General features: G+C 59.3%; 15 protein-coding genes, 1 tRNA gene and 1 pseudogene. 6 read left to right on the forward strand and 11 right to left on the reverse strand.

Annotation, left to right across the window (positions count from 1 at the left end; genetic code table 11):
* Nucleotides 1–51: 51 nt before the first annotated feature.
* The 10 genes from B7L09_RS00130 to B7L09_RS00175 all read right to left on the reverse strand — a co-directional run bounded on the left by B7L09_RS00130 (nucleotide 52) and on the right by B7L09_RS00175 (nucleotide 12,401).
* A complete protein-coding gene (locus tag B7L09_RS00130) occupies nucleotides 52–825 on the reverse strand; it encodes a 3-hydroxybutyrate dehydrogenase (protein WP_094467262.1) in 774 nt (257 codons plus the stop codon).
* 7 nt (nucleotides 826–832) lie between these two features.
* Complete coding sequence (locus tag B7L09_RS00135) at nucleotides 833–2,224, reverse strand: GntP family permease (protein ID WP_094467263.1); 1,392 nt, start codon at nucleotides 2,222–2,224, stop codon at nucleotides 833–835.
* Nucleotides 2,225–2,527: 303 nt separating this feature from the next.
* A complete protein-coding gene (locus B7L09_RS00140) occupies nucleotides 2,528–3,940 on the reverse strand; it encodes a sigma-54 interaction domain-containing protein (RefSeq protein ID WP_094467264.1) in 1,413 nt (470 codons plus the stop codon).
* 171 nt (nucleotides 3,941–4,111) lie between these two features.
* On the reverse strand, nucleotides 4,112–5,680 hold the full coding sequence (locus tag B7L09_RS00145; protein WP_438269283.1) for an ABC transporter ATP-binding protein: 1,569 nt from the start codon (nucleotides 5,678–5,680) through the stop codon (nucleotides 4,112–4,114).
* 10 nt (nucleotides 5,681–5,690) lie between these two features.
* Entirely contained in the window at nucleotides 5,691–6,713 is a 1,023-nt protein-coding gene (locus B7L09_RS00150; RefSeq protein ID WP_176457651.1) for an ABC transporter permease, read from the reverse strand.
* Nucleotides 6,713–7,774, reverse strand: a complete 1,062-nt coding sequence (locus tag B7L09_RS00155) for a microcin C ABC transporter permease YejB (protein ID WP_094467267.1) — start codon at nucleotides 7,772–7,774, stop codon at nucleotides 6,713–6,715. Before B7L09_RS00155 ends, B7L09_RS00150 begins: the two co-directional genes overlap by 1 nt.
* Entirely contained in the window at nucleotides 7,774–9,642 is a 1,869-nt protein-coding gene (locus B7L09_RS00160; RefSeq protein WP_094467268.1) for an extracellular solute-binding protein, read from the reverse strand. The genes B7L09_RS00155 and B7L09_RS00160 overlap by 1 nt, the downstream gene beginning before the upstream one ends.
* Nucleotides 9,643–9,777: 135 nt before the next feature.
* Nucleotides 9,778–10,059 (reverse strand): peptidylprolyl isomerase, encoded by a 282-nt coding sequence (locus B7L09_RS00165; protein ID WP_010210937.1) that lies wholly within the window; start codon nucleotides 10,057–10,059, stop codon nucleotides 9,778–9,780.
* Nucleotides 10,060–10,141: 82 nt separating this feature from the next.
* Entirely contained in the window at nucleotides 10,142–11,023 is an 882-nt protein-coding gene (locus tag B7L09_RS00170; RefSeq protein ID WP_094467269.1) for an esterase/lipase family protein, read from the reverse strand.
* A gap of 289 nt (nucleotides 11,024–11,312) precedes the next feature.
* Entirely contained in the window at nucleotides 11,313–12,401 is a 1,089-nt protein-coding gene (locus B7L09_RS00175; protein WP_094467270.1) for a 3-deoxy-7-phosphoheptulonate synthase, read from the reverse strand.
* A gap of 663 nt (nucleotides 12,402–13,064) precedes the next feature.
* Here B7L09_RS00175 and B7L09_RS00180 point away from each other — a divergent pair.
* From B7L09_RS00180 to B7L09_RS32710, 6 genes and pseudogenes are all read left to right on the forward strand, one after another.
* Entirely contained in the window at nucleotides 13,065–13,508 is a 444-nt protein-coding gene (locus B7L09_RS00180; RefSeq protein ID WP_094467271.1) for a GNAT family N-acetyltransferase, read from the forward strand.
* Nucleotides 13,509–13,634: 126 nt separating this feature from the next.
* Entirely contained in the window at nucleotides 13,635–14,276 is a 642-nt protein-coding gene (gene gacA / locus B7L09_RS00185; RefSeq protein ID WP_094467272.1) for a response regulator transcription factor GacA, read from the forward strand.
* 1 nt (nucleotide 14,277) lies between these two features.
* The gene (gene uvrC / locus B7L09_RS00190; RefSeq protein WP_094467305.1) at nucleotides 14,278–16,101 is read left to right on the forward strand and encodes an excinuclease ABC subunit UvrC; all 1,824 of its coding nucleotides are present in this window, start codon (nucleotides 14,278–14,280) and stop codon (nucleotides 16,099–16,101) included.
* Between the two features lie 32 nt (nucleotides 16,102–16,133).
* Nucleotides 16,134–16,694: a CDP-diacylglycerol--glycerol-3-phosphate 3-phosphatidyltransferase gene (gene pgsA, locus B7L09_RS00195; RefSeq protein WP_094467273.1), complete on the forward strand. Its 561-nt coding sequence runs from the start codon at nucleotides 16,134–16,136 to the stop codon at nucleotides 16,692–16,694.
* Between the two features lie 63 nt (nucleotides 16,695–16,757).
* Nucleotides 16,758–16,833 (forward strand) — tRNA-Gly (locus tag B7L09_RS00200).
* Between the two features lie 229 nt (nucleotides 16,834–17,062).
* Nucleotides 17,063–17,146 (forward strand): annotated as a pseudogene (locus B7L09_RS32710) (Arm DNA-binding domain-containing protein); the annotation flags it as partial.
* A gap of 163 nt (nucleotides 17,147–17,309) precedes the next feature.
* Here the strand turns inward: B7L09_RS32710 and B7L09_RS00205 are convergent.
* Nucleotides 17,310–18,179 carry an NmrA family NAD(P)-binding protein gene (locus B7L09_RS00205; RefSeq protein ID WP_094467274.1) on the reverse strand — a complete coding sequence of 290 codons (870 nt, stop codon included), beginning with the start codon at nucleotides 18,177–18,179 and terminating at the stop codon, nucleotides 17,310–17,312.
* Nucleotides 18,180–18,187 lie beyond the last annotated feature (8 nt).

Here is an 18,187-nt window from a genome sequence, read left to right on the forward strand (position 1 = left end):
GGCTGCATTCCCACGCAGAGCGTGGGAACGATCATCAAGGGGGTTGACCGGTTACTGCGCCAACCACCCACCATCAATATTCCACGCCGCGCCGCGCACCTGGGCGCCGGCCTCGCTGCACAGAAACAACACCAACTCACCCAGCTGCGGCGGCGTCACGAACTCCAGCGACGGCTGTTTCTCCGCGAGCAAATCATGCTGCGCCTGCTGTGGATCAACACCGTTGGCCGCACGGTCATCAATCTGCTTCTGCACCAGCGGCGTCAGCACCCAGCCCGGGCAAATGGCGTTGCAGGTCACATTCGTCGTTGCCGTTTCCAGCCCGACGACCTTGGTCAAGCCGATCACGCCATGCTTGGCCGCCACGTACGCGGCCTTACCCACCGAACCGACCAGGCCATGCACCGAGGCGATATTGACGATACGCCCCCAGCCTTTGGCTTTCATGCCCGGCAGGCTCAAGCGCGTGCTGTGGAATACCGACGACAGGTTGATCGCGATGATCGAATCCCAGCGTTCCACCGGGAAATCCTCCACCGCCGACACATGCTGAATGCCGGCGTTATTGACCAATATATCCACGCCACCGAACTCGCGCTCGGCATAGGCCAGCATGTCGGCGATCTGCGCCGGGTCGCTGACGTCGGCTGGATGATGGCCGACCTTGCCACCGAATTGCTCAACCTCGGCAATCACTTTGGACGCNTCGCCGAAGCCGTTGAGGATCAGGTTGGCGCCGGCCTTGGCCAGGCTCAGCGCTATGCCCAAGCCGATGCCGCTGGTGGAGCCGGTGACCAGGGCGGTCTTGCCGTTCAAGTTCGTCATGTAAACCTCACACAATGCCGGTGGCGTAGAAAGTACCGATCACCACGAACACCGCGAGGGTCTTGATAATCGTGATGCCGAAAATATCCTTGTAGGCTTCGCGGTGGGTCAGGCCGGTCACCGCCAGCAGCGTAATCACCGCGCCGTTGTGGGGCAGGGTGTCCATGCCGCCGCTGGCCATGGCCGCNACCCGGTGCAGCACTTCCAGCGGGATGTTGGCAGCGTGGGCCGCGGCGATGAAGTNNTTGGCCATGGCCGCCAGGGCGATGCTCATGCCGCCCGAGGCGGAACCGGTGATACCGGCCAGCAGGGTCACGGTGATCGCTTCGTTGACCAGCGGATTGGGGATGCCCTTGAGCCAGTCGGCCAATACCAGAAAGCCCGGNAANGAGGCGATCACCGCACCAAAGCCGTATTCCGACGCGGTGTTCATCGCCGCCAGCAGCGCACCGCTTACCGCGCTTTTACTGCCTTCGGCGAGCTTGTCGCGAATCGCCGACCAGCCGAACACCAGCACCATGACGATACCCACCAGCAACGCCGCCTGCACCGCCCAGATCGCCGTGAGCTTGGCGATCTCGGTGGTCACCGGCGCGCTCATGCCCGGCAAGCTCAGGCTGTGGGTCTTGCCATACCACTGCGGAATCCACTGGGTAAACAGCAGGTTCATGATGCCGACGGCCAGCAACGGCGACAGGGCGATCCATGGATTCGGCAGTTTGATGTCGGCTGCGGTCTCCGGCTCGTTGCGCAGTTCTGTGCCATAACCTTCACCGGCGGCCTGGGCCTTGTTGCGCTGGCGCTGGAGAAACAGCATGCCGGTGCAGAACACGAAGATGGTGCCGATCANGCCCAGCCACGGCGCAGCCCAGGCGGTGGTATTGAAGAACGTGCTGGGGATGATGTTCTGGATCTGCGGCGTGCCCGGCAGGGCGTCCATGGTGAACGAGAACGCGCCGAGGGCGATGGTCGCGGGGATCAGGCGCTTGGGGATATTGCTCTGGCGGAACATCTCTGCTGCGAACGGGTAAACCGCAAACACCACCACAAACAAGGACACGCCGCCGTAGGTGAGCAGGGCGCAGACCAGCACGATCACCAGCATCGCCTGGCGTGTGCCGAGCAAACGGATCGCGGCGGCAACAATCGAGCGCGAAAAGCCCGACAGCTCGATCAGCTTGCCGAACACCGCGCCGAGCAGGAACACCGGGAAATACAGTTTGATAAAGCCGACCATTTTTTCCATGAACACCCCGGTAAAGGCAGGGGCGACGGCGGACGGGTCGGTGAGCAGCACGGCGCCGAGGGCGGCGATGGGGGCAAACAGGATGACGCTGTAGCCACGGTAGGCCGCCAGCATCAGCAGCGCGAGGGCTGCCAGGGCAATGATCACACTCATGGTGTGTCTCCAAATCGGATTGTTATTGTTGTAGGGTGGATCTTTTGTGGGAGAGGGCTTTAGCGAGATTCGTGCCATGAGTGCAACATATTGATATATAAGGATATTTGTCTGTTGCTGTGGCGAATTTAAATTATTTGTCTCGGTTTTGAGAATTTTTGCGACTGTGCGGACGTCTTCGCGGGCAAGCCACGCTCCCGCAGGGTTTTGCGTTGGGCCAGGATTGCGCAGAAAACACATAACCTGTGGAAGCGTGGCTTGCCCGCGAAGAGGCCCTATCTACCAAAAGAGATCAATGTCTCTTTATAGAGACTCGGCAATCCCCAACGCCACCATCTTCTTGTACAAAGTCGACCGCCCCAGCCCCAACCGTGCCGCCGCTTCAATCACCTTACCCCCGCATTGAGCCAAGGCAGATTCAATCAACTGCCGGTCAAACCGCTCCCGCGCCTCACTGAACGTCTCATGCGCAACCACCTCAATGACCGGCGCCACACGCTCCACCGGCGTAAACGTCCCGATTGCCGCGCGAATCTCCCTGGCATCCAGCACCAGGTCATCACTCAACAACGCTGCGCGTTCCAGCACATTGCGCAACTCACGGATATTCCCCGGCCACGCATGTTGCCCCAGCAGATCCAACGCTTCGGTGTTCAGCTCATGCTGGCTGCGTAATTCTTCAAGGATCGCTTCACTGAGCGCTGGCAAGTCATCAAGACGATCACGCAGGGGCGGCACGTTGATCGGCAGCACGTTGAGGCGGTAATACAAATCAGCGCGAAATTCGCCGCGCTTGATCGCCGCTTCCAGATCGGTGGAGGTGGCTGCAATTACTCGCACATCACTCTGGATGACCTCATTGGAACGGACCGGCTCGAATTCCTTTTCCTGCAACACCCGCAGCAGTTTGCTTTGCAGCGGCAGCGGCATATCACCGATTTCATCGAGAAACAGCGTGCCGCCCTGGGCGATCTGCAACTTACCCGGGCGGCCCTTGCGGTCGGCCCCGGTAAACGCGCCCGGCGCGGTGCCGAAAAACTCGGCTTCGAGCAGGTCATGGGGAATCGCGGCGCTGTTGATACTGACGAAGGCTTTGTGCGCACGCGGCGAGGCGCCATGGATCGCCTGGGCCAGCAGCTCTTTGCCGGTGCCGGTTTCGCCGAGCAACAGCACCGGTGACTCGGCACTGGCACTGCGCCGGGCGCGGCGTTTGACTTCCAGGCTGGCGGCGCTGGTCCCGATGAAGTGGGCGAAGTTGTATTTGGTCTGCCGCGACCGCAGCAACGAGCGGGTAGAGGCCAGTTCTTCCTGCATGCTCAGGTAGCGTTTGAGCATCGGAGACAGGCTGTGCAATTCGTCGAACAGCGCAAAACCAATGGCGCCAATCACGGCGCCCGCGTCGTCGTGGATCGGCAAGCGCATGACCACCAGCGGTTCTTTCGGCGTGTCCTGCATATCCAGCAAGATCGGCCGGCCGGTGCGAACCACCTCACGCAACAGGCTGCCAGGTATCACGCTTTCGCACGCTTTGCCGATCGCCACTTCGGCGGACTCCAGACCGAAGCGGCGGGCATAGCGCTCGTTCATCCACACGATATTCGCGTCACGGTCGACAATCACCGTGCCTTCGCTGGACTGCTCGATAATCTCGAACAGCGAGCGGATCGCCAGCAGGCGAACGCGCTGGTAATCCTTGAGGCTTTCGGTGGTGTTCATAGAGGTCAGATCCAGAATATGTAGTGTCTTGGAGGGCCCTATCGCTAGCAAGCTAGCTCCCACAGGGTTTTGTGTCGTTCACAAATTCCAGGAACAACACAAAACCCTGTGGGAGCGNGGNTTCAATGTGGGAGCTGGCGTGCTAGCGATTGAGGCGACGCGGTCCTATGCCTACCGCTGATGCGCCGCCGCCAACAGCTCTTTGGTGTACGGATGCTGCGGCGCTTCGAACACATCATGGCTCGCGCCGCGCTCCACCACCTTGCCATCCTTGATCACGATCATGTCGTGGGCCATGGCGCGTACTACCGCCAGGTCATGGCTGATAAACAGGTAGGTCAGGCCGTGTTTTTCCTGAAGCTGGCGGAGCAGGGCGACCACTTGTTTTTGCACGGTGCGATCCAGTGCCGAGGTCGGTTCATCGAGCAGAATCAGCGCCGGTTTCAGTACCAGCGCCCGGGCAATAGCGATGCGCTGACGTTGGCCGCCGGAGAACTCGTGGGGATAGCGATCGCGGCTTTGTGGATCGAGGCCGACTTCTTCCAGCGCACGGATCACTTCGGCTTTGCACTCTTGCTCCGTCAACTGGCTATGCACTTCAAGCCCTTCGCTGATGATCTGCTGCACCGACATACGCGGGCTGAGGCTGCCGAACGGGTCCTGGAACACCACCTGCATCTGCTTGCGCCACGGGCGCATTTGCTGGTTGTTCAGGGGGTCGAGGGCTTCGCCCTGGAAGCGGATGCTGCCGGTGGAATCCAGCAAACGCAGGATCGCCTGGCCCAGGGTCGACTTGCCTGAACCGGACTCGCCGACAATCCCCAGGGTCTTGCCGCGCTGCACGCTGAGGCTGATGCCGTCCACTGCGTTCAGGTAGGTCTTGCGCTGGAACAAGCCGCCACCGAGGGCAAACTGCACGCGCAGGTTGTCCACCTCCAGCACGTTCTCGCGCTCGTCCCGGGGCAGGGCTTCGCCTTCCGGTTCGGCGTTCAGCAGCACGCAACTGTAGGGATGTTTCGGTTCAGTGAAGATCGTTTCGCACGTGGCCTCTTCGACGATTTCCCCGGCCTTCATCACGCACACGCGTTGGGCAATGCTGCGCACCAGGTTGAGGTCATGGCTGATCAGCAGCAGCGACATGCCCAACCGTTGTTGCAGGGACTTGAGCAGCAGCAGGATCTTGCGCTGCACGGTCACGTCCAGCGCCGTGGTGGGTTCGTCGGCGATCAGCAANTCCGGCTCGCAGGCCAGGGCCATGGCGATCATCACGCGCTGGCGCTGGCCGCCGGACAGCTGATGNGGATAGGCCTTGAGCCGCTCTTTGGGTTTCTGGATGCCCACCAGTTGCAGCAATTCCAGAATCCGCGCTTGGGCCGCCTTGCCCGTCAGGCCCTTGTGCAACAGCAGGGTTTCGCCGATTTGCTTTTCGATGCTGTGCAACGGGTTGAGGGAGGTCATTGGCTCCTGGAAGATCATCGCGATCCGGTTGCCGCGCAGTTCACGCAACACCTGGGGCGGGGCACCGAGCAATTCCTTGCCGCGATAGCGAATGCTGCCCGTGGTCCGGGTGCCGGCCTCGGGCAGTAGTTGCAGGATCGAGTGGGCGGTCACCGATTTGCCGGAGCCCGATTCGCCCACCAACGCCAGGCATTCGCCGGGATGGATGTCCAGGCACAGGTTGCGCACCACTGTCTGGCCATTGAAGGCCACGCTGAGGTCNCGGATTTCGATCAGGTTCATCTGCAGTCACTCATGAACGTGGGTCGAAGGCATCACGTAATGCCTCGCCAATAAAGACCAGCAGCGACAGGATCAGCGCCAGGGTGAAAAACGCCGTCAAGCCCAGCCACGGCGCTTGCAGGTTTTGCTTGCCCTGGGCAATCAGCTCGCCCAGCGACGCGCTGCCCGCCGGCATGCCGAAGCCGAGGAAATCCAGGGCGCTCAAGGTGGAAATCGCCCCGGTCAAAATAAACGGCAGGTAGCTCAGGGTGGCGGTCATGGCATTCGGCAGGATATGCCGGCGAATGATCTTGCCGTCGCCCAGGCCCAATGCGCGGGCGGCCTTGACGTATTCCAGGTTGCGCCCGCGCAGGAACTCGGCGCGCACCACGTCTACCAGGGCCAGCCAGGAAAACAGCGCCATGATCCCCAGCAGCCACCAGAAATTCGGCTCGACAAAGCCCGACAGAATGATCAGCAGGTAGAGCACCGGCAATCCGGACCAGACCTCCAATATGCGCTGGCCAAGCAGATCCACCCAGCCGCCGTAGTAACCCTGCAAGGCGCCGGCGGCGATGCCGATCAATGCGCTGACGAAGGTCAGCATCAACGCAAACAGGATCGATACCCGTGCGCCGAAAATCACCCGGGCCATGACGTCCCGGGACTGGTCGTCGGTGCCTAGCCAATTNACNGNCGAGGGTGGGCTNGGGGCAGGGCGGGTCAGTTCGTAGTTGGGCGTGTCATCGCTGAACGGGATCGGCGGGAACAGCATCCAGCCACCGTCCTGCTTGATCAGCTTTTGCACGTAGTCACTGCGGTAGTCGGCCTGAAATGGCAGTTGCCCGCCAAACTCCTGCTCGGTGTGGCGCTTGAACACCGGGAAATACCACTGGCCCTGATAACTGAGCACCAGCGGTTTGTCATTGGCGATCAATTCGCCGCCCAGGGTCAGGATAAACAGGCCGATAAACAGCCACAGCGACCACCAGCCGCGCCGGTTTTTCTTGAACCGCTCAAAACGCCGACGCGCCACCGGGGATAAATTAAGCATCAGGCGTTCCTCGCGGCGAAGTCGATACGCGGGTCCACCAGGGTGTAGCAGAGGTCACCGATGAGTTTTATCAAGAGCCCGAACAAGGTGAAGATAAACAGCGAGCCGAACACCACCGGGTAGTCACGGGACACGGCGGCCTCGTAGCTCATGCGGCCCAGGCCATCGAGGGAGAAGATCACTTCGATGAGCAGGGAACCGGCGAAAAACACGCTGATAAAGGCCTGGGGAATCCCCGAGATCACCAGCAGCATCGCGTTGCGGAACACATGGCCGTAGAGCACGCGTCGTTCGCTCAAGCCTTTGGCGCGGGCCGTGACCACATACTGGCGGGTGATTTCATTCAAGAATGAGTTCTTGGTGAGGATTGTCAGGGTGGCAAACCCGCCGATCACCAGCGCCGTGACCGGCAACACCAAGTGCCAGAAGTAGTCGGCGATCTTGCCGACGGTGCTGAGTTCATCGAAGTTCTCCGACACCAGCCCGCGCACCGGGAACCAGTTCAGCGACGTGCCACCAGCGAACAGCACAATCAGGAACATTGCAAACAGGAACGCCGGCATCGCGTAGCCGATGACGATGGCGGTGCTGCTCCACACGTCAAAGCTGCTGCCATGGCGCACGGCTTTGCGAATGCCCAGGGGGATCGACACCAGGTAGGTAATCAAGGTGGCCCATAAACCCAGGGAAATGGTCACCGGCATTTTTTCCAGGATCAGGTCGATCACGGTTTTGCCGCGGAAGAAGCTGTTGCCGAAGTCCAGTTGGGCGTAGTTCTTGAGCATCAACCACAGGCGTTCCGGTGCCGGTTTGTCGAAGCCGTANTGCTTTTCGATGTCCTTGATCAGTTGCGGGTCGAGGCCGCGACTGGCCCGGGAGGTGCCGGATGGGGTTTCGCCGGAGCCGCCGCCGACACTCGCGCCACCGATGCCTTGCAAGTGGGCGATGGCCTGTTCCACCGGACCGCCCGGTGCGGCCTGTACGATCACGAAGTTCACCAGCAGGATGATCACCAGCGTCGGGATGATCAGCAGCAGGCGCCGCAGTATGTAAGCCCACATCAATGCGGCCCTCCGGGTGTGCCACGGCGGATTTTTTCGGCTGTCATCTGCTGGTTGGTCAGTGGCGTGGTGCTCACTTCCCACCAGCTTTCGATGGCTTCGTCATTACTGGCCTGCTCGTCGGGCATGCCGAACCGGTTCCACCACACCGTCGAAGTGCCCGGCGGGTAATAGTTGGGAATCCAGTAGTAGTTCCATTGCAACACCCGGTCGAGTGCGTGGGCGTAACGCAGCATCTGGGCGTGGGTGTTGGCCTTGACCAGGCCGTTGATCAGGGTGTCGACGGCCGGGTCTTTCAACACCATGTAGTTATTCGCGCCGGGATCGTTGGCTGAGATCGAACCAAAGTAGTTGAACAGCTCGCCACCGGGTGAAGTGGTGACCGGGTAGCCGGTGACGATCATGTCGTAATCGCGGCTCATCAGGCGATTCACGTACTGGGACGAGTCGATGCGGCGAATGTTCAGGTCGATACCGATCTGTTTCAAGGTGCGCTTGTAGGGCAAGAGCAATCGGTCCATGCCGTTCTGGCTGACCAGAAAAGTGAAGCTCAACGGCGTGCCCTCGGCGTTGACCAGTTGGTCGCCGTCGGGTTTCCAGCCGGCCTGCTCGAGTAAGTCCAGCGCTTGCAGCTGTTTGTCGCGAATCACACCGCTGCCATCGGTTTTCGGTGCTTCAAAGACTTTGGTGAAGACTTCGTCGGGGATCTGCCCACGCAGCGGTTCGAGAATGGCCAGCTCTCCCGCGTCCGGCAGCTTGCGGGCGGCGAGGTCGGTGTTGGAAAAGAAGCTCTGCTGGCGGATGTACAGGTCGCGCATCATCTGCCGATTGCTCCACTCGAAATCCCAGAGCATGGCCAGGGCCTGGCGCACTCGGCGGTCCTGGAACATCGGGTTTTGCAGATTGAAGACAAACCCCTGGGCCGATTGCGGGGCTTCTGTGGCCAGATGCGCTTTTTGCAGGCGACCATCGCTCAGGGCCGGGCTTTCGTAGCCGATGGAGTAACCGGTCGCGGAGAATTCGCGGTTGTAGTCGTAGGCTCCGCCACGCAGGACCTGGCGCGCGACGTCGGTATCGCCGAAGTACTCGATGCTGAAATGATCGAAGTTGTAGAGGCCGCGGCTGACCGGCAAATCCTTGCCCCACCAGTTGGCGTTGCGCTCAAAGGTGATGCTGCGACCGGAGTCGACCTTGCCCACCTTATAAGGACCGCTGCCCAATGGCGCCTCATAACCACCGCCATTAGCAAAGTCGCGGGTCTTCCACCAGTGTTCGGGAAATACCGGCAACGTGGCGATGTCGAGGGGCAGGGTGCGGTTTTCGTTGCTCTTGAAGTCGAACCGGACCGTTAGCGGCGCTTCGACCTCGACGTGCTTGACGTCGGCGAACAGGGTGCGAAAGCGCAGGCTGCCTTGGGTCATCAGCAGGTCGAAGCTGTAGCGCACATCTTCGGCGGTGATCGGCTTGCCGTCGGCGAAACGTGCCTTCGGGTCCAAGTAGAAGCGCAGCGACAAACCGTCGTCGGAACGCTCCATTTTCTGTGCCACCAGGCCGTACACCGTGTAGGGCTCATCCAGCGAACGCTGGGCCAGCGGGGCGTACAGCCAGCCGTCGACCTGGGAGACGCCGATGCCTTTGTCGATATACGGCAACACATGGTCGAAACGCCCGATCTCGATGGCCGAGCGGCGCAGGCTGCCGCCTTTGGGGGCGTTAGGGTTGGCGTAGGCGAAATGACTGAAGCCGGCGGGGTACTTCGCCGGTTCGCCGTACACGGTCAACGCATGTTGCGGTGCTGCATTCACACCGGCGGCACCCAATAGCAGGGCCACGGCAGTGAACAACAAAGTGGGGAAAGCCAGTCGCATTGTCAGCCTTAGAGCCGGGTGGTCGATAACCGCAATTTGTACGCTAGCGGCGCGTCCCTCGCCAGCCGTATTACGTATCCGAAACACAACGGCCCACCAAAAGGCGGGCCGTTGTGCAGAATATCAGAGCGTTGATCAGTCCTGGCGGCTGGTGACTTCCAGCAGGTGATAACCGAACTGGGTTTTCACCGGGCCTTGCACGGTGTTGACCGGGGCGCTGAAGACGACGGTGTCGAACTCTTTAACCATTTGGCCTGGGCCGAACGAGCCCAGGTTGCCGCCGTCGCGGCTGGATGGGCAGCTGGAGTTGGCTTTGGCGATTTCTGCGAAATCGGCGCCGCCTTCGATCTGGGCTTTGAGTTCGTTGCACTTGTCTTCAGTGGAAACGAGGATGTGACGGGCGGTGGCTTTAGCCATGGAAAATTCTCCTTTCAATGTTCAGTAAAGTGCGGAGCCTACCGGATTCAGTGGCCTATTTCTCGTCAAAGTTCCGGACAGATTATAGGCCGGCATTTCTCAGGCGTTCGGCATGCTGCACATACAAGGCAATCGGGTCGATGCCCTTGCGCAGCGGGCCGGCGGTTTGACTGAGGCTGTCCAGATGATCCAGCGGATAGTCGGAACGGATGACTTTGCCTAAATGGGAGCTGTAGCGGCCAACCATGCCGTCATTTTGTTCCGCCTCGGTGGTGAAGTAGCGAGAGAAGGCCTGGAGGAAACCGTGCAGCGGACTGATCGCCTCCAGCCCTTTATCGAGAAGGTCACCCTGCAATGTCCCGCTCCAGGAGTAATAACGCACGCCGTTCACCAGCTCGCGTCCCTTGCCGCCCCAGGTTTTCGGCAGGCCTTGCGGGTATTTGTCGTTGAACGCGCCCACACCTTCGGTGGTCAGGGCGTTGAGCGCCGCGATGGCGTTCTGCGGCATGTGCTGATGACCGCTGAGCAACGACAGAAAGTCAGCAAACAGCGTGGCAACCGTGGCCGCAACGTGTTCCGGCAGGCGTCCCGGTGTGAGGGCCTTGCGCAGGAAATCGGCCAGTTCCGAGCCGTGGTTCGGGCCGCTGACCGAGGTCACCGACGCGACGATCTCCGGGGCAATGGCCGCGGCGTAACGTGCCGCGAGGGCACCCTGGCTATGACCGATCAGGTTGACCTGATGGGCGCCGGTTCCTTCCAGCACCCGTTCGATCTGTGCCAACAGTTGGTCACCACGCACTTCGTTGCTTTGGGTAGCCGAGAGGTGGGGGATAAACACTCTTGCGCCAGCACTTCTGAGGGCCTGCTTGACGTCATGGAAGAGTTCGACTTTGCCAATGCGATCAAAGCCGAAGAGCCCGTGGATCAGCAGGATTGGATACTGTGTGGTTGCATTCCGTAGCATGTTCATTCCTTTTTCGCGGTGGTTCAGAGAGGTGAATATGGGCTCACTCTAAAGCACACCAGCTGCTCGGCGATGTATGAGGAATCCGCTGTAAGCTGATGAAAAAGGTATAGAAAATGTAGGAAAGTTCGAAAGAGCGTGAGGTCCTGTTCGGAATATTTGGACATCTTTTTGTCGTTCGCCGAGCGCATCAATGCAACGGCCTACTGTGCCTAGGCCGTTTACCTGTCAACCGATTCGCTTTTCAGACGCCCAGCCCTCGAATCGAGGGCTGGAAGGTCAGCGGTGGTTATGCCGGTCGTTGTACGCCGTTCTGTGCCCGCAGCCGGTCGGCTGCCTGACGCAACAGGTGTTCCGTTCCGGTCCAGCCAAGGCAGCCATCAGTCACCGATACGCCGTAGCGCAGCGATGGGCTCAAGGGCTGGCAGCCTTCGAACAAATGGCTCTCGACCATCATGCCGATCAGCGATCGATCGCCTTGCAGGCGCTGCTCAAGTACATCGTTGAACACGGCGGGCTGACGTGCAGGGTCTTTGCCGCTGTTGGCGTGGCTGCAGTCGACCATAATCCGCGCGGGGATCTTCAGTCGGGTCAAGTCGCTGTTTATTTGGGCGACGCTGTCGCGATCGTAGTTTGGCCCGCGATGACCACCGCGCAACACCAGATGGGTGTCGGGATTGCCAGGGGTTTGAATGATCGCAGGATGCCCCTGGCTGTCGACACCGAAATGACGATGCGGGTGGGCGGCCGAGCGCATGGCATCGCTGGCAACAGCCACGCCGCCATCGGTGCCGTTCTTGAACCCGACCGGCATGCCCAGGCCGCTGGCCATTTCGCGGTGGATCTGTGANTCAGTGGTGCGGGCGCCGATGGCGACCCAGCTCAGCAGGTCGTCGAAGTAGCCGGCCGCCATCGGTTGCAATAGTTCNGTGGCGACCGGCAATCCCAGGCGCAGCATTTCGCGCATCAGCTCGCGGGACAGCGTGAGGCCGGCGGCCATGTCGTCGCTGCCGTCCAGGTGCGGGTCGTAGGCCAGGCCTTTCCAACCGATGGTGGTGCGCGGTTTTTCGACGTAGGCACGGATTACCAGCAACAGCTGGTCGCTGACTTCGGTGGCGAGGCGAGCGAGGTTGGTAGCGTATTCGAGCGCGGACTGGGGATCGTGAATCGAGCAAGGGCCGACGACGACCAGCAGACGGGAATCTTCACCGTTGAGGATCGCGCGAACCGCGTCGCGGTGGGCAGCGACTTGCCGGGTCAGGGCGTTGTTGAGGGGCAGTTGCTGCTTGAGTTGCAACGAGCTGGGCAGACGCAGGGTCAGCGCTTCATTGGCGGAACTCAAGGTGGACAGCGGCAGAGCAGAGANGGAGGAGTTCATATTCAAGGCTTCCTGGGCAAGCGGCGGGCTGTTCCCGCACGCTCTGCCCTACTGGGGTGTTCGACAATTGGCCGTATTGGCTGCGTGTGTTGGCTTGCCACCAATAGGTGACCGATCGGAGGCGGCAGGCTGTCCCGAACGGAGCTTGCTAAATCGCCATGCAGAAAAAGTGTCGTAACGGTAATAAGTGGCGTAGTTCATTTCGTGAATCCTCTGGTTGTCTGGTGTGATGCAAAATAATTAAGGCTTGAAAAAACAAAACCCCCGGTCGGGGAGCCGACCGGGGGTTAGATTTCTCTGGTAGGCGACCCCTTGAGTAGTGGGCGCCGTTTNGGTATCAGGCGCGCCAGTGGCTAAACCAATACCCAAAATAAAAGCTGACCGGAGCACACACGTCAGTCGCCCGGGCAGCCGCAACCGAGCGCGAGGCGCTGGCGGTACGAAGCTGTGAGAGGGCGTTGAACATGGTCTGTCTCCGATGAATGCGCCGAGCTTACTAGAGGCCGGTGCGCGGTTTCAATCAGAAAATGCTATCGGGCACCGGCGGCGTTTCCTATCGCTTGAGTGCATCAGGGTTTATGACACACTTCGTGTTCCGCCCAACCTGTCACCTCATAAGGACGAAACATGACGACACNAAATCCTGAAGGTCCTGGAGGCTTGATGGGTTTTGAGTTGCGTCCCGCAACCGCCCGGGATCTGGAATTCGCCCGCGACCTGACCTGTCGCAACATGCTTCGCTATTACATTCAGCATGATCTGCTGTGGCAGGACGAGGCCTTCGATGTCGCCTGGGCCGGGCGTGAGAACTGGTTGATCGTCCGTGACGATGTCTTGCAGGGTTATGTGAGCTTGAGTCGCGACGCCAGAGCCGTGTACATCCGAGAATTGCACGTGCTCGAAGCATTTCAGGGGCGGGGTGCCGGTTCCTGGGCGATCGATCAGGTATTTGCCATGGCGTGCAAGGAACGGCGTCCGGCGTTACGCCTGACAGTTTTTGAAACGAATCCGGCCAAAGCGCTGTACGAGAGAAAGGGGCTGAAGGTAGTTGGCCAAGATGAGTGTTTCCTGAGAATGCAGCGCGATGTCGATGAGCTGCGTCGCTGAAACACGCTAGCGACAAGCCTTTCAAGATGTATTGAAACTTTTTATATAGCGCTTGCCGCTAGGTCTGCCAGTCGCTTTTTGCTAAGGTGTTCAGCAACCTATAAGACCATATCGCGAGGTGTCTGCTTGATTAGGGTGCTAGTAGTCGATGACCATGATCTCGTTCGTACAGGCATTACACGAATGCTGGCTGACATCGATGGCCTGCAAGTAGTCGGTCAGGCCGAGTCGGGGGAGGAGTCCCTGATCAAGGCCCGGGAGTTGAAACCCGATGTGGTTTTGATGGACGTCAAGATGCCTGGGATCGGCGGTCTTGGTGCCACTACCAAGTTATTGCGCAGTCATCCGGACATCAAAGTCGTCGCGGTCACCGTGTGTGAGGAAGATCCGTTTCCTACGCGGCTCCTGCAGGCCGGTGCCGCGGGTTATCTGACCAAGGGCGCCGGGTTGCCGGAAATGGTCCAGGCCATTCGCCTGGTGTTTGCCGGGCAACGCTACATCAGCCCTCAGATTGCACAGCAACTGGCGATCAAATCCTTTCAGCCGACCAACGATTCGCCCTTCGACGCGCTGTCGGAACGCGAGATCCAGATCGCATTGATGATTGTCGGCTGTCAGAAAGTCCAGATCATTTCCGACAAGCTCTGCCTGTCGCCCAAAACCGTCAACACCTACCGCTATCGCATTTTCGAGAAGCTCGCCATCAGCAGTGATGTTGAACTGACNCTGTTGGCGGTGCGTCACGGCATGGTCGATGCCAGCCTCTGAAATGACCGAAGTCTTCGATCCAGGCGCTTTTCTGTCGACCGTCAGTGGNCGCCCCGGCGTGTACCGCATGTTCGACAGCGAGGCACGCCTGCTTTATGTGGGCAAAGCCAAGAACCTGAAAAGCCGTCTGGCGAGCTACTTTCGCAAGACCGGTCTTGCGCCGAAAACCGCCGCCCTGGTGGCGCGTATCGCCCAGGTCGAAACCACCATCACCGCCAATGAAACCGAAGCGCTGCTGCTTGAGCAGACGCTGATCAAGGAGTGGCGGCCGCCCTACAATATTCTGCTGCGTGACGATAAATCCTACCCTTACGTCTTTCTCTCGGATGGCCAGTTCCCTCGTCTGAGCATCCATCGTGGTGCGAAAAAGGNGAAGGGCAAGTATTTCGGTCCATACCCCAGCGCCGGCGCAATCCGCGAAAGCCTGAGCCTGCTGCAAAAGACCTTTTTCGTGCGTCAGTGCGAAGACAGCTTCTACAAAAACCGTACGCGCCCTTGTCTGCAATACCAGATCAAGCGGTGCAAGGCCCCGTGCGTCGGGCTGGTGGAGCCCGAAGTGTATGCCGAGGACGTTCGCCACTCGGTGATGTTCCTTGAAGGCCGCAGCAATGCACTGACGGACGAGTTGTCTGCGGGCATGGAAGAGGCGGCGATCAACCTCGAGTTCGAGCGCGCCGCCGAGTTGCGTGACCAGATTTCACTGCTGCGTCGAGTCCAGGACCAACAAAGCATGGAAGGCGGCACCGGCGATATCGATGTGATCGCTGCATTCGTCAATCCGGGCGGTGCCTGTGTTCACCTGATCAGCGTGCGCGGTGGGCGGGTGCTGGGCAGTAAGAACTTCTTTCCTCAGGTCGGCATCGACGAAGACGTTTCCGAGGTCATGGCTGCCTTTCTCGGCCAGTACTTCATTACCAGTCCTGAGCGCGACTTACCGAGCGAACTGATCGTCAACGTGGTCCACGAGGACTTTCCGACCCTGATTACGGCCATTGAAGAGCTGCGCGGTCGCGAGTTGACCATCAGCCATCGGGTACGTGGTACGCGAGCACGCTGGCAACAATTGGCGGTCACCAATGCCGAGCAGGCGTTGGGCGCGAGGCTGGCCAACCGTCAACACGTCGCTGCGCGTTTCGATGCCTTGGCAGAAGTCCTTAACCTGGACGAGCCGCCCCAGCGCCTGGAGTGCTACGACATCAGCCACTCCAGCGGCGAAGCCACCGTGGCGTCCTGCGTGGTGTTCGGGCCGGAAGGACCGATCAAATCCGATTACCGGCGCTACAACATCGAAGGCGTCACCGCCGGCGATGACTACGCCGCCATGCACCAGGCCCTCACGCGGCGCTTCAGCAAATTGAAGGACGGGGAGGGCAAACTCCCCGATATCCTGCTGGTAGACGGTGGCAAGGGTCAGCTGTCGATGGCCCGCGACGTGCTCAATGAGCTGGCGGTGCCTGATCTGATTCTGCTGGGCGTGGCCAAGGGCGCGACGCGCAAGGCCGGTTTTGAAACCCTGTACCTCAACGACGCCGCCCACGAATTTACCTTGCGCGGTGATTCCCCCGCGCTGCATCTGATTCAACAGATTCGCGATGAGGCCCACCGTTTCGCCATTACCGGGCACCGTGCCCGACGTGGAAAAACCCGGCGCACCTCGACGCTTGAGGGCGTTGCAGGCGTCGGACCGACACGTCGCCGCGATTTGTTAAAACATTTTGGTGGATTGCAGGAGCTGTCTCGTGCCAGCATCGAAGAGATCGCCAAAGCACCCGGGATCAGTAAAAAGCTCGCTGAGTTGATTTATGCAAGTCTGCACAGCGAGTAGAATGCCTTCTCACCTCGTAGCCAGTTGTGCCGATGAATATCCCTAATCTGATTACCGTTCTACGCGTCCTGCTCATTCCGATTTTCATTTTGTTGTTCTATTTGCCTTACGAATGGAGCTACCTGGCCTCCGCCTCGGTCTTCGCATTTGCCGCCGCCACAGACTGGCTGGACGGTTATCTGGCCCGTCGTCTGGAGCAAAGTACACCGTTCGGGGCTTTCCTTGATCCCGTGGCCGACAAACTGATGGTGGCCGTCGCCCTGGTCCTGCTGGTGCAGGAACACGGCAACCTGTGGCTGACCCTGCCGGCCGCGGTGATTATCGGCCGCGAGATTGTCGTCTCGGCCCTGCGCGAATGGATGGCCGAAATCGGCGCCCGCGCCCACGTGGCCGTTTCCAACATGGGCAAATGGAAAACCGCCGCGCAGATGCTCGCGTTGGTGATTCTGCTGGCCAATCCATCGGACTTTACCTTCTGGGTCTTGATCGGTTATGCCTTGCTGCTGGTGTCTGCCGGACTGACATTATGGTCCATGGTCCAATACCTGCGGGCTGCCTGGCCGCATCTGAAGACCGACGTGGAAAAGAAATAAAACTTTTTTGAATCAAGGGGTTGACGGGGGTTCTGGATTCTATAGAATGCACACCACCAAGACGCGGGAATAGCTCAGTTGGTAGAGCACGACCTTGCCAAGGTCGGGGTCGCGAGTTCGAGTCTCGTTTCCCGCTCCAGATGTTGTTTTGCAGAGCTCCATTGAGCGCTGCAAAGCTAGAAAATAGAGGCTTCGGCCTCTTTTTTCGTTCCTGCGATTTCTATCGAAATCTACCAGCAGCCACGAATTTTAAGTACATCAATAAGTACCTCGAAATCCGGGTTTTGCTCGTTGCAGTTTCCAGATAGATGAAGCATCGCCGGACCCGTACATCTCTCCTCAATCGAACGAGACGAGGGGATGTACCCATGCCTTTGACCGATACGGCAGTTCGTAACGCCAAACACTACGGAAAAAACTACACCCTAAAGGATATGGACGGGTTGTACCTTTTGGGGATTGTATGCCTCCAGGCTTTCCGAACCTGATCACAGCCTGCTTTGCCGGAGTCTTGCCGGCGTACAGAAAATGGTTAGGTGCAGAAAGTGGGGTTAAACGGCTTGGCGTTTCTCCAGCGGTTGCTACAAGAGATGGGAGGGATCGAAGGATGAATACTTATAGAGAGAAGGCTACCCGTAGAATGCCCTCAAGATCTTTCGGCTTGCGTCCCAGCAGTTTTTCAAGGGCAGGACTGCTCTGATCGAAAGCGCCTTTATCAATGGCATTACCCCAGCCGCTGAGAAATTTCGCGACTGAGGCTGGCCAGCCGTCAGCCTCTCGAGCGGCGATGAATGCTTGAGTGGAAATTGGCTGGTAATCAATCGGCTTTCCCGAGAGTCGAGCCAACTCATCAGCGATGTCCTGGAATGACCACGTCTGTCCCGCATTCAGCAGGCAAGTGCGGTTTTCATACCCTGTTTGGGTTAATAGTGCGGCACCGGCCTCTGCCAACTCGGCGTATGTGGCGAAGCTAGCTCGACCTTGACCTGTTGGGGCACTGAAGCCTTCTTTTGCCGCGTCGGCGCCGATGAGGAAGGGCAAATCGTTAGCGTACAGCGGATGTTGAACAATCGTGTACGTGAGGCCCGACTTTTCAAGCAGTCGCTCGGTCGCTATATCGCTCTCCGTCACTCCTTCAATAGGTGCCAGCTCATCGTTGATCCGTTGAATACTGGTGTAAACCACATGGCGAACACCCGCCCGGCCGGCGGCATCGATCACGTTTTTATGTTGGGCAAGACGATCACTGAACGCTACGGCTGACACCAAGTAGATTTTTTCTACGCCTTCGAATGCCGCAACCAACGAATCGTAATCGGTGTAATCCCCGTAGCGCACTTCTATACCTAATGCAGACAGAGGCTCAGCCTTTTCAATATCACGTGCCATTGCCAAAACATCTGACGCCGGGATTTTTTGTACCAGTGAACGCAAGACTGCATTGCCCAATCTGCCTGTCGCGCCAGTAACGAGAATTTTAGCCATGATGCTTG

The organism is Pseudomonas mandelii (genome assembly GCF_002251635.1).
Taxonomy (GTDB): domain Bacteria; phylum Pseudomonadota; class Gammaproteobacteria; order Pseudomonadales; family Pseudomonadaceae; genus Aquipseudomonas; species Aquipseudomonas mandelii_B.

Excerpts from the sequence above, each read along its gene's own strand:
- B7L09_RS00140 (WP_094467264.1), bottom strand. The coding sequence starts at position 3,940 with ATGAACACCACCGAAAGCCTCAAGGATTACCAGCGCGTTCGCCTGCTG.
- B7L09_RS00160 (WP_094467268.1), bottom strand. The coding sequence starts at position 9,642 with ATGCGACTGGCTTTCCCCACTTTGTTGTTCACTGCCGTGGCCCTGCTA.
- B7L09_RS00165 (WP_010210937.1), bottom strand. The coding sequence starts at position 10,059 with ATGGCTAAAGCCACCGCCCGTCACATCCTCGTTTCCACTGAAGACAAG.
- B7L09_RS00170 (WP_094467269.1), bottom strand. The coding sequence starts at position 11,023 with ATGCTACGGAATGCAACCACACAGTATCCAATCCTGCTGATCCACGGG.
- B7L09_RS00180 (WP_094467271.1), top strand. The coding sequence starts at position 13,065 with ATGGGTTTTGAGTTGCGTCCCGCAACCGCCCGGGATCTGGAATTCGCC.
- pgsA (WP_094467273.1), top strand. The coding sequence starts at position 16,134 with ATGAATATCCCTAATCTGATTACCGTTCTACGCGTCCTGCTCATTCCG.
- B7L09_RS00205 (WP_094467274.1), bottom strand. The coding sequence starts at position 18,179 with ATGGCTAAAATTCTCGTTACTGGCGCGACAGGCAGATTGGGCAATGCA.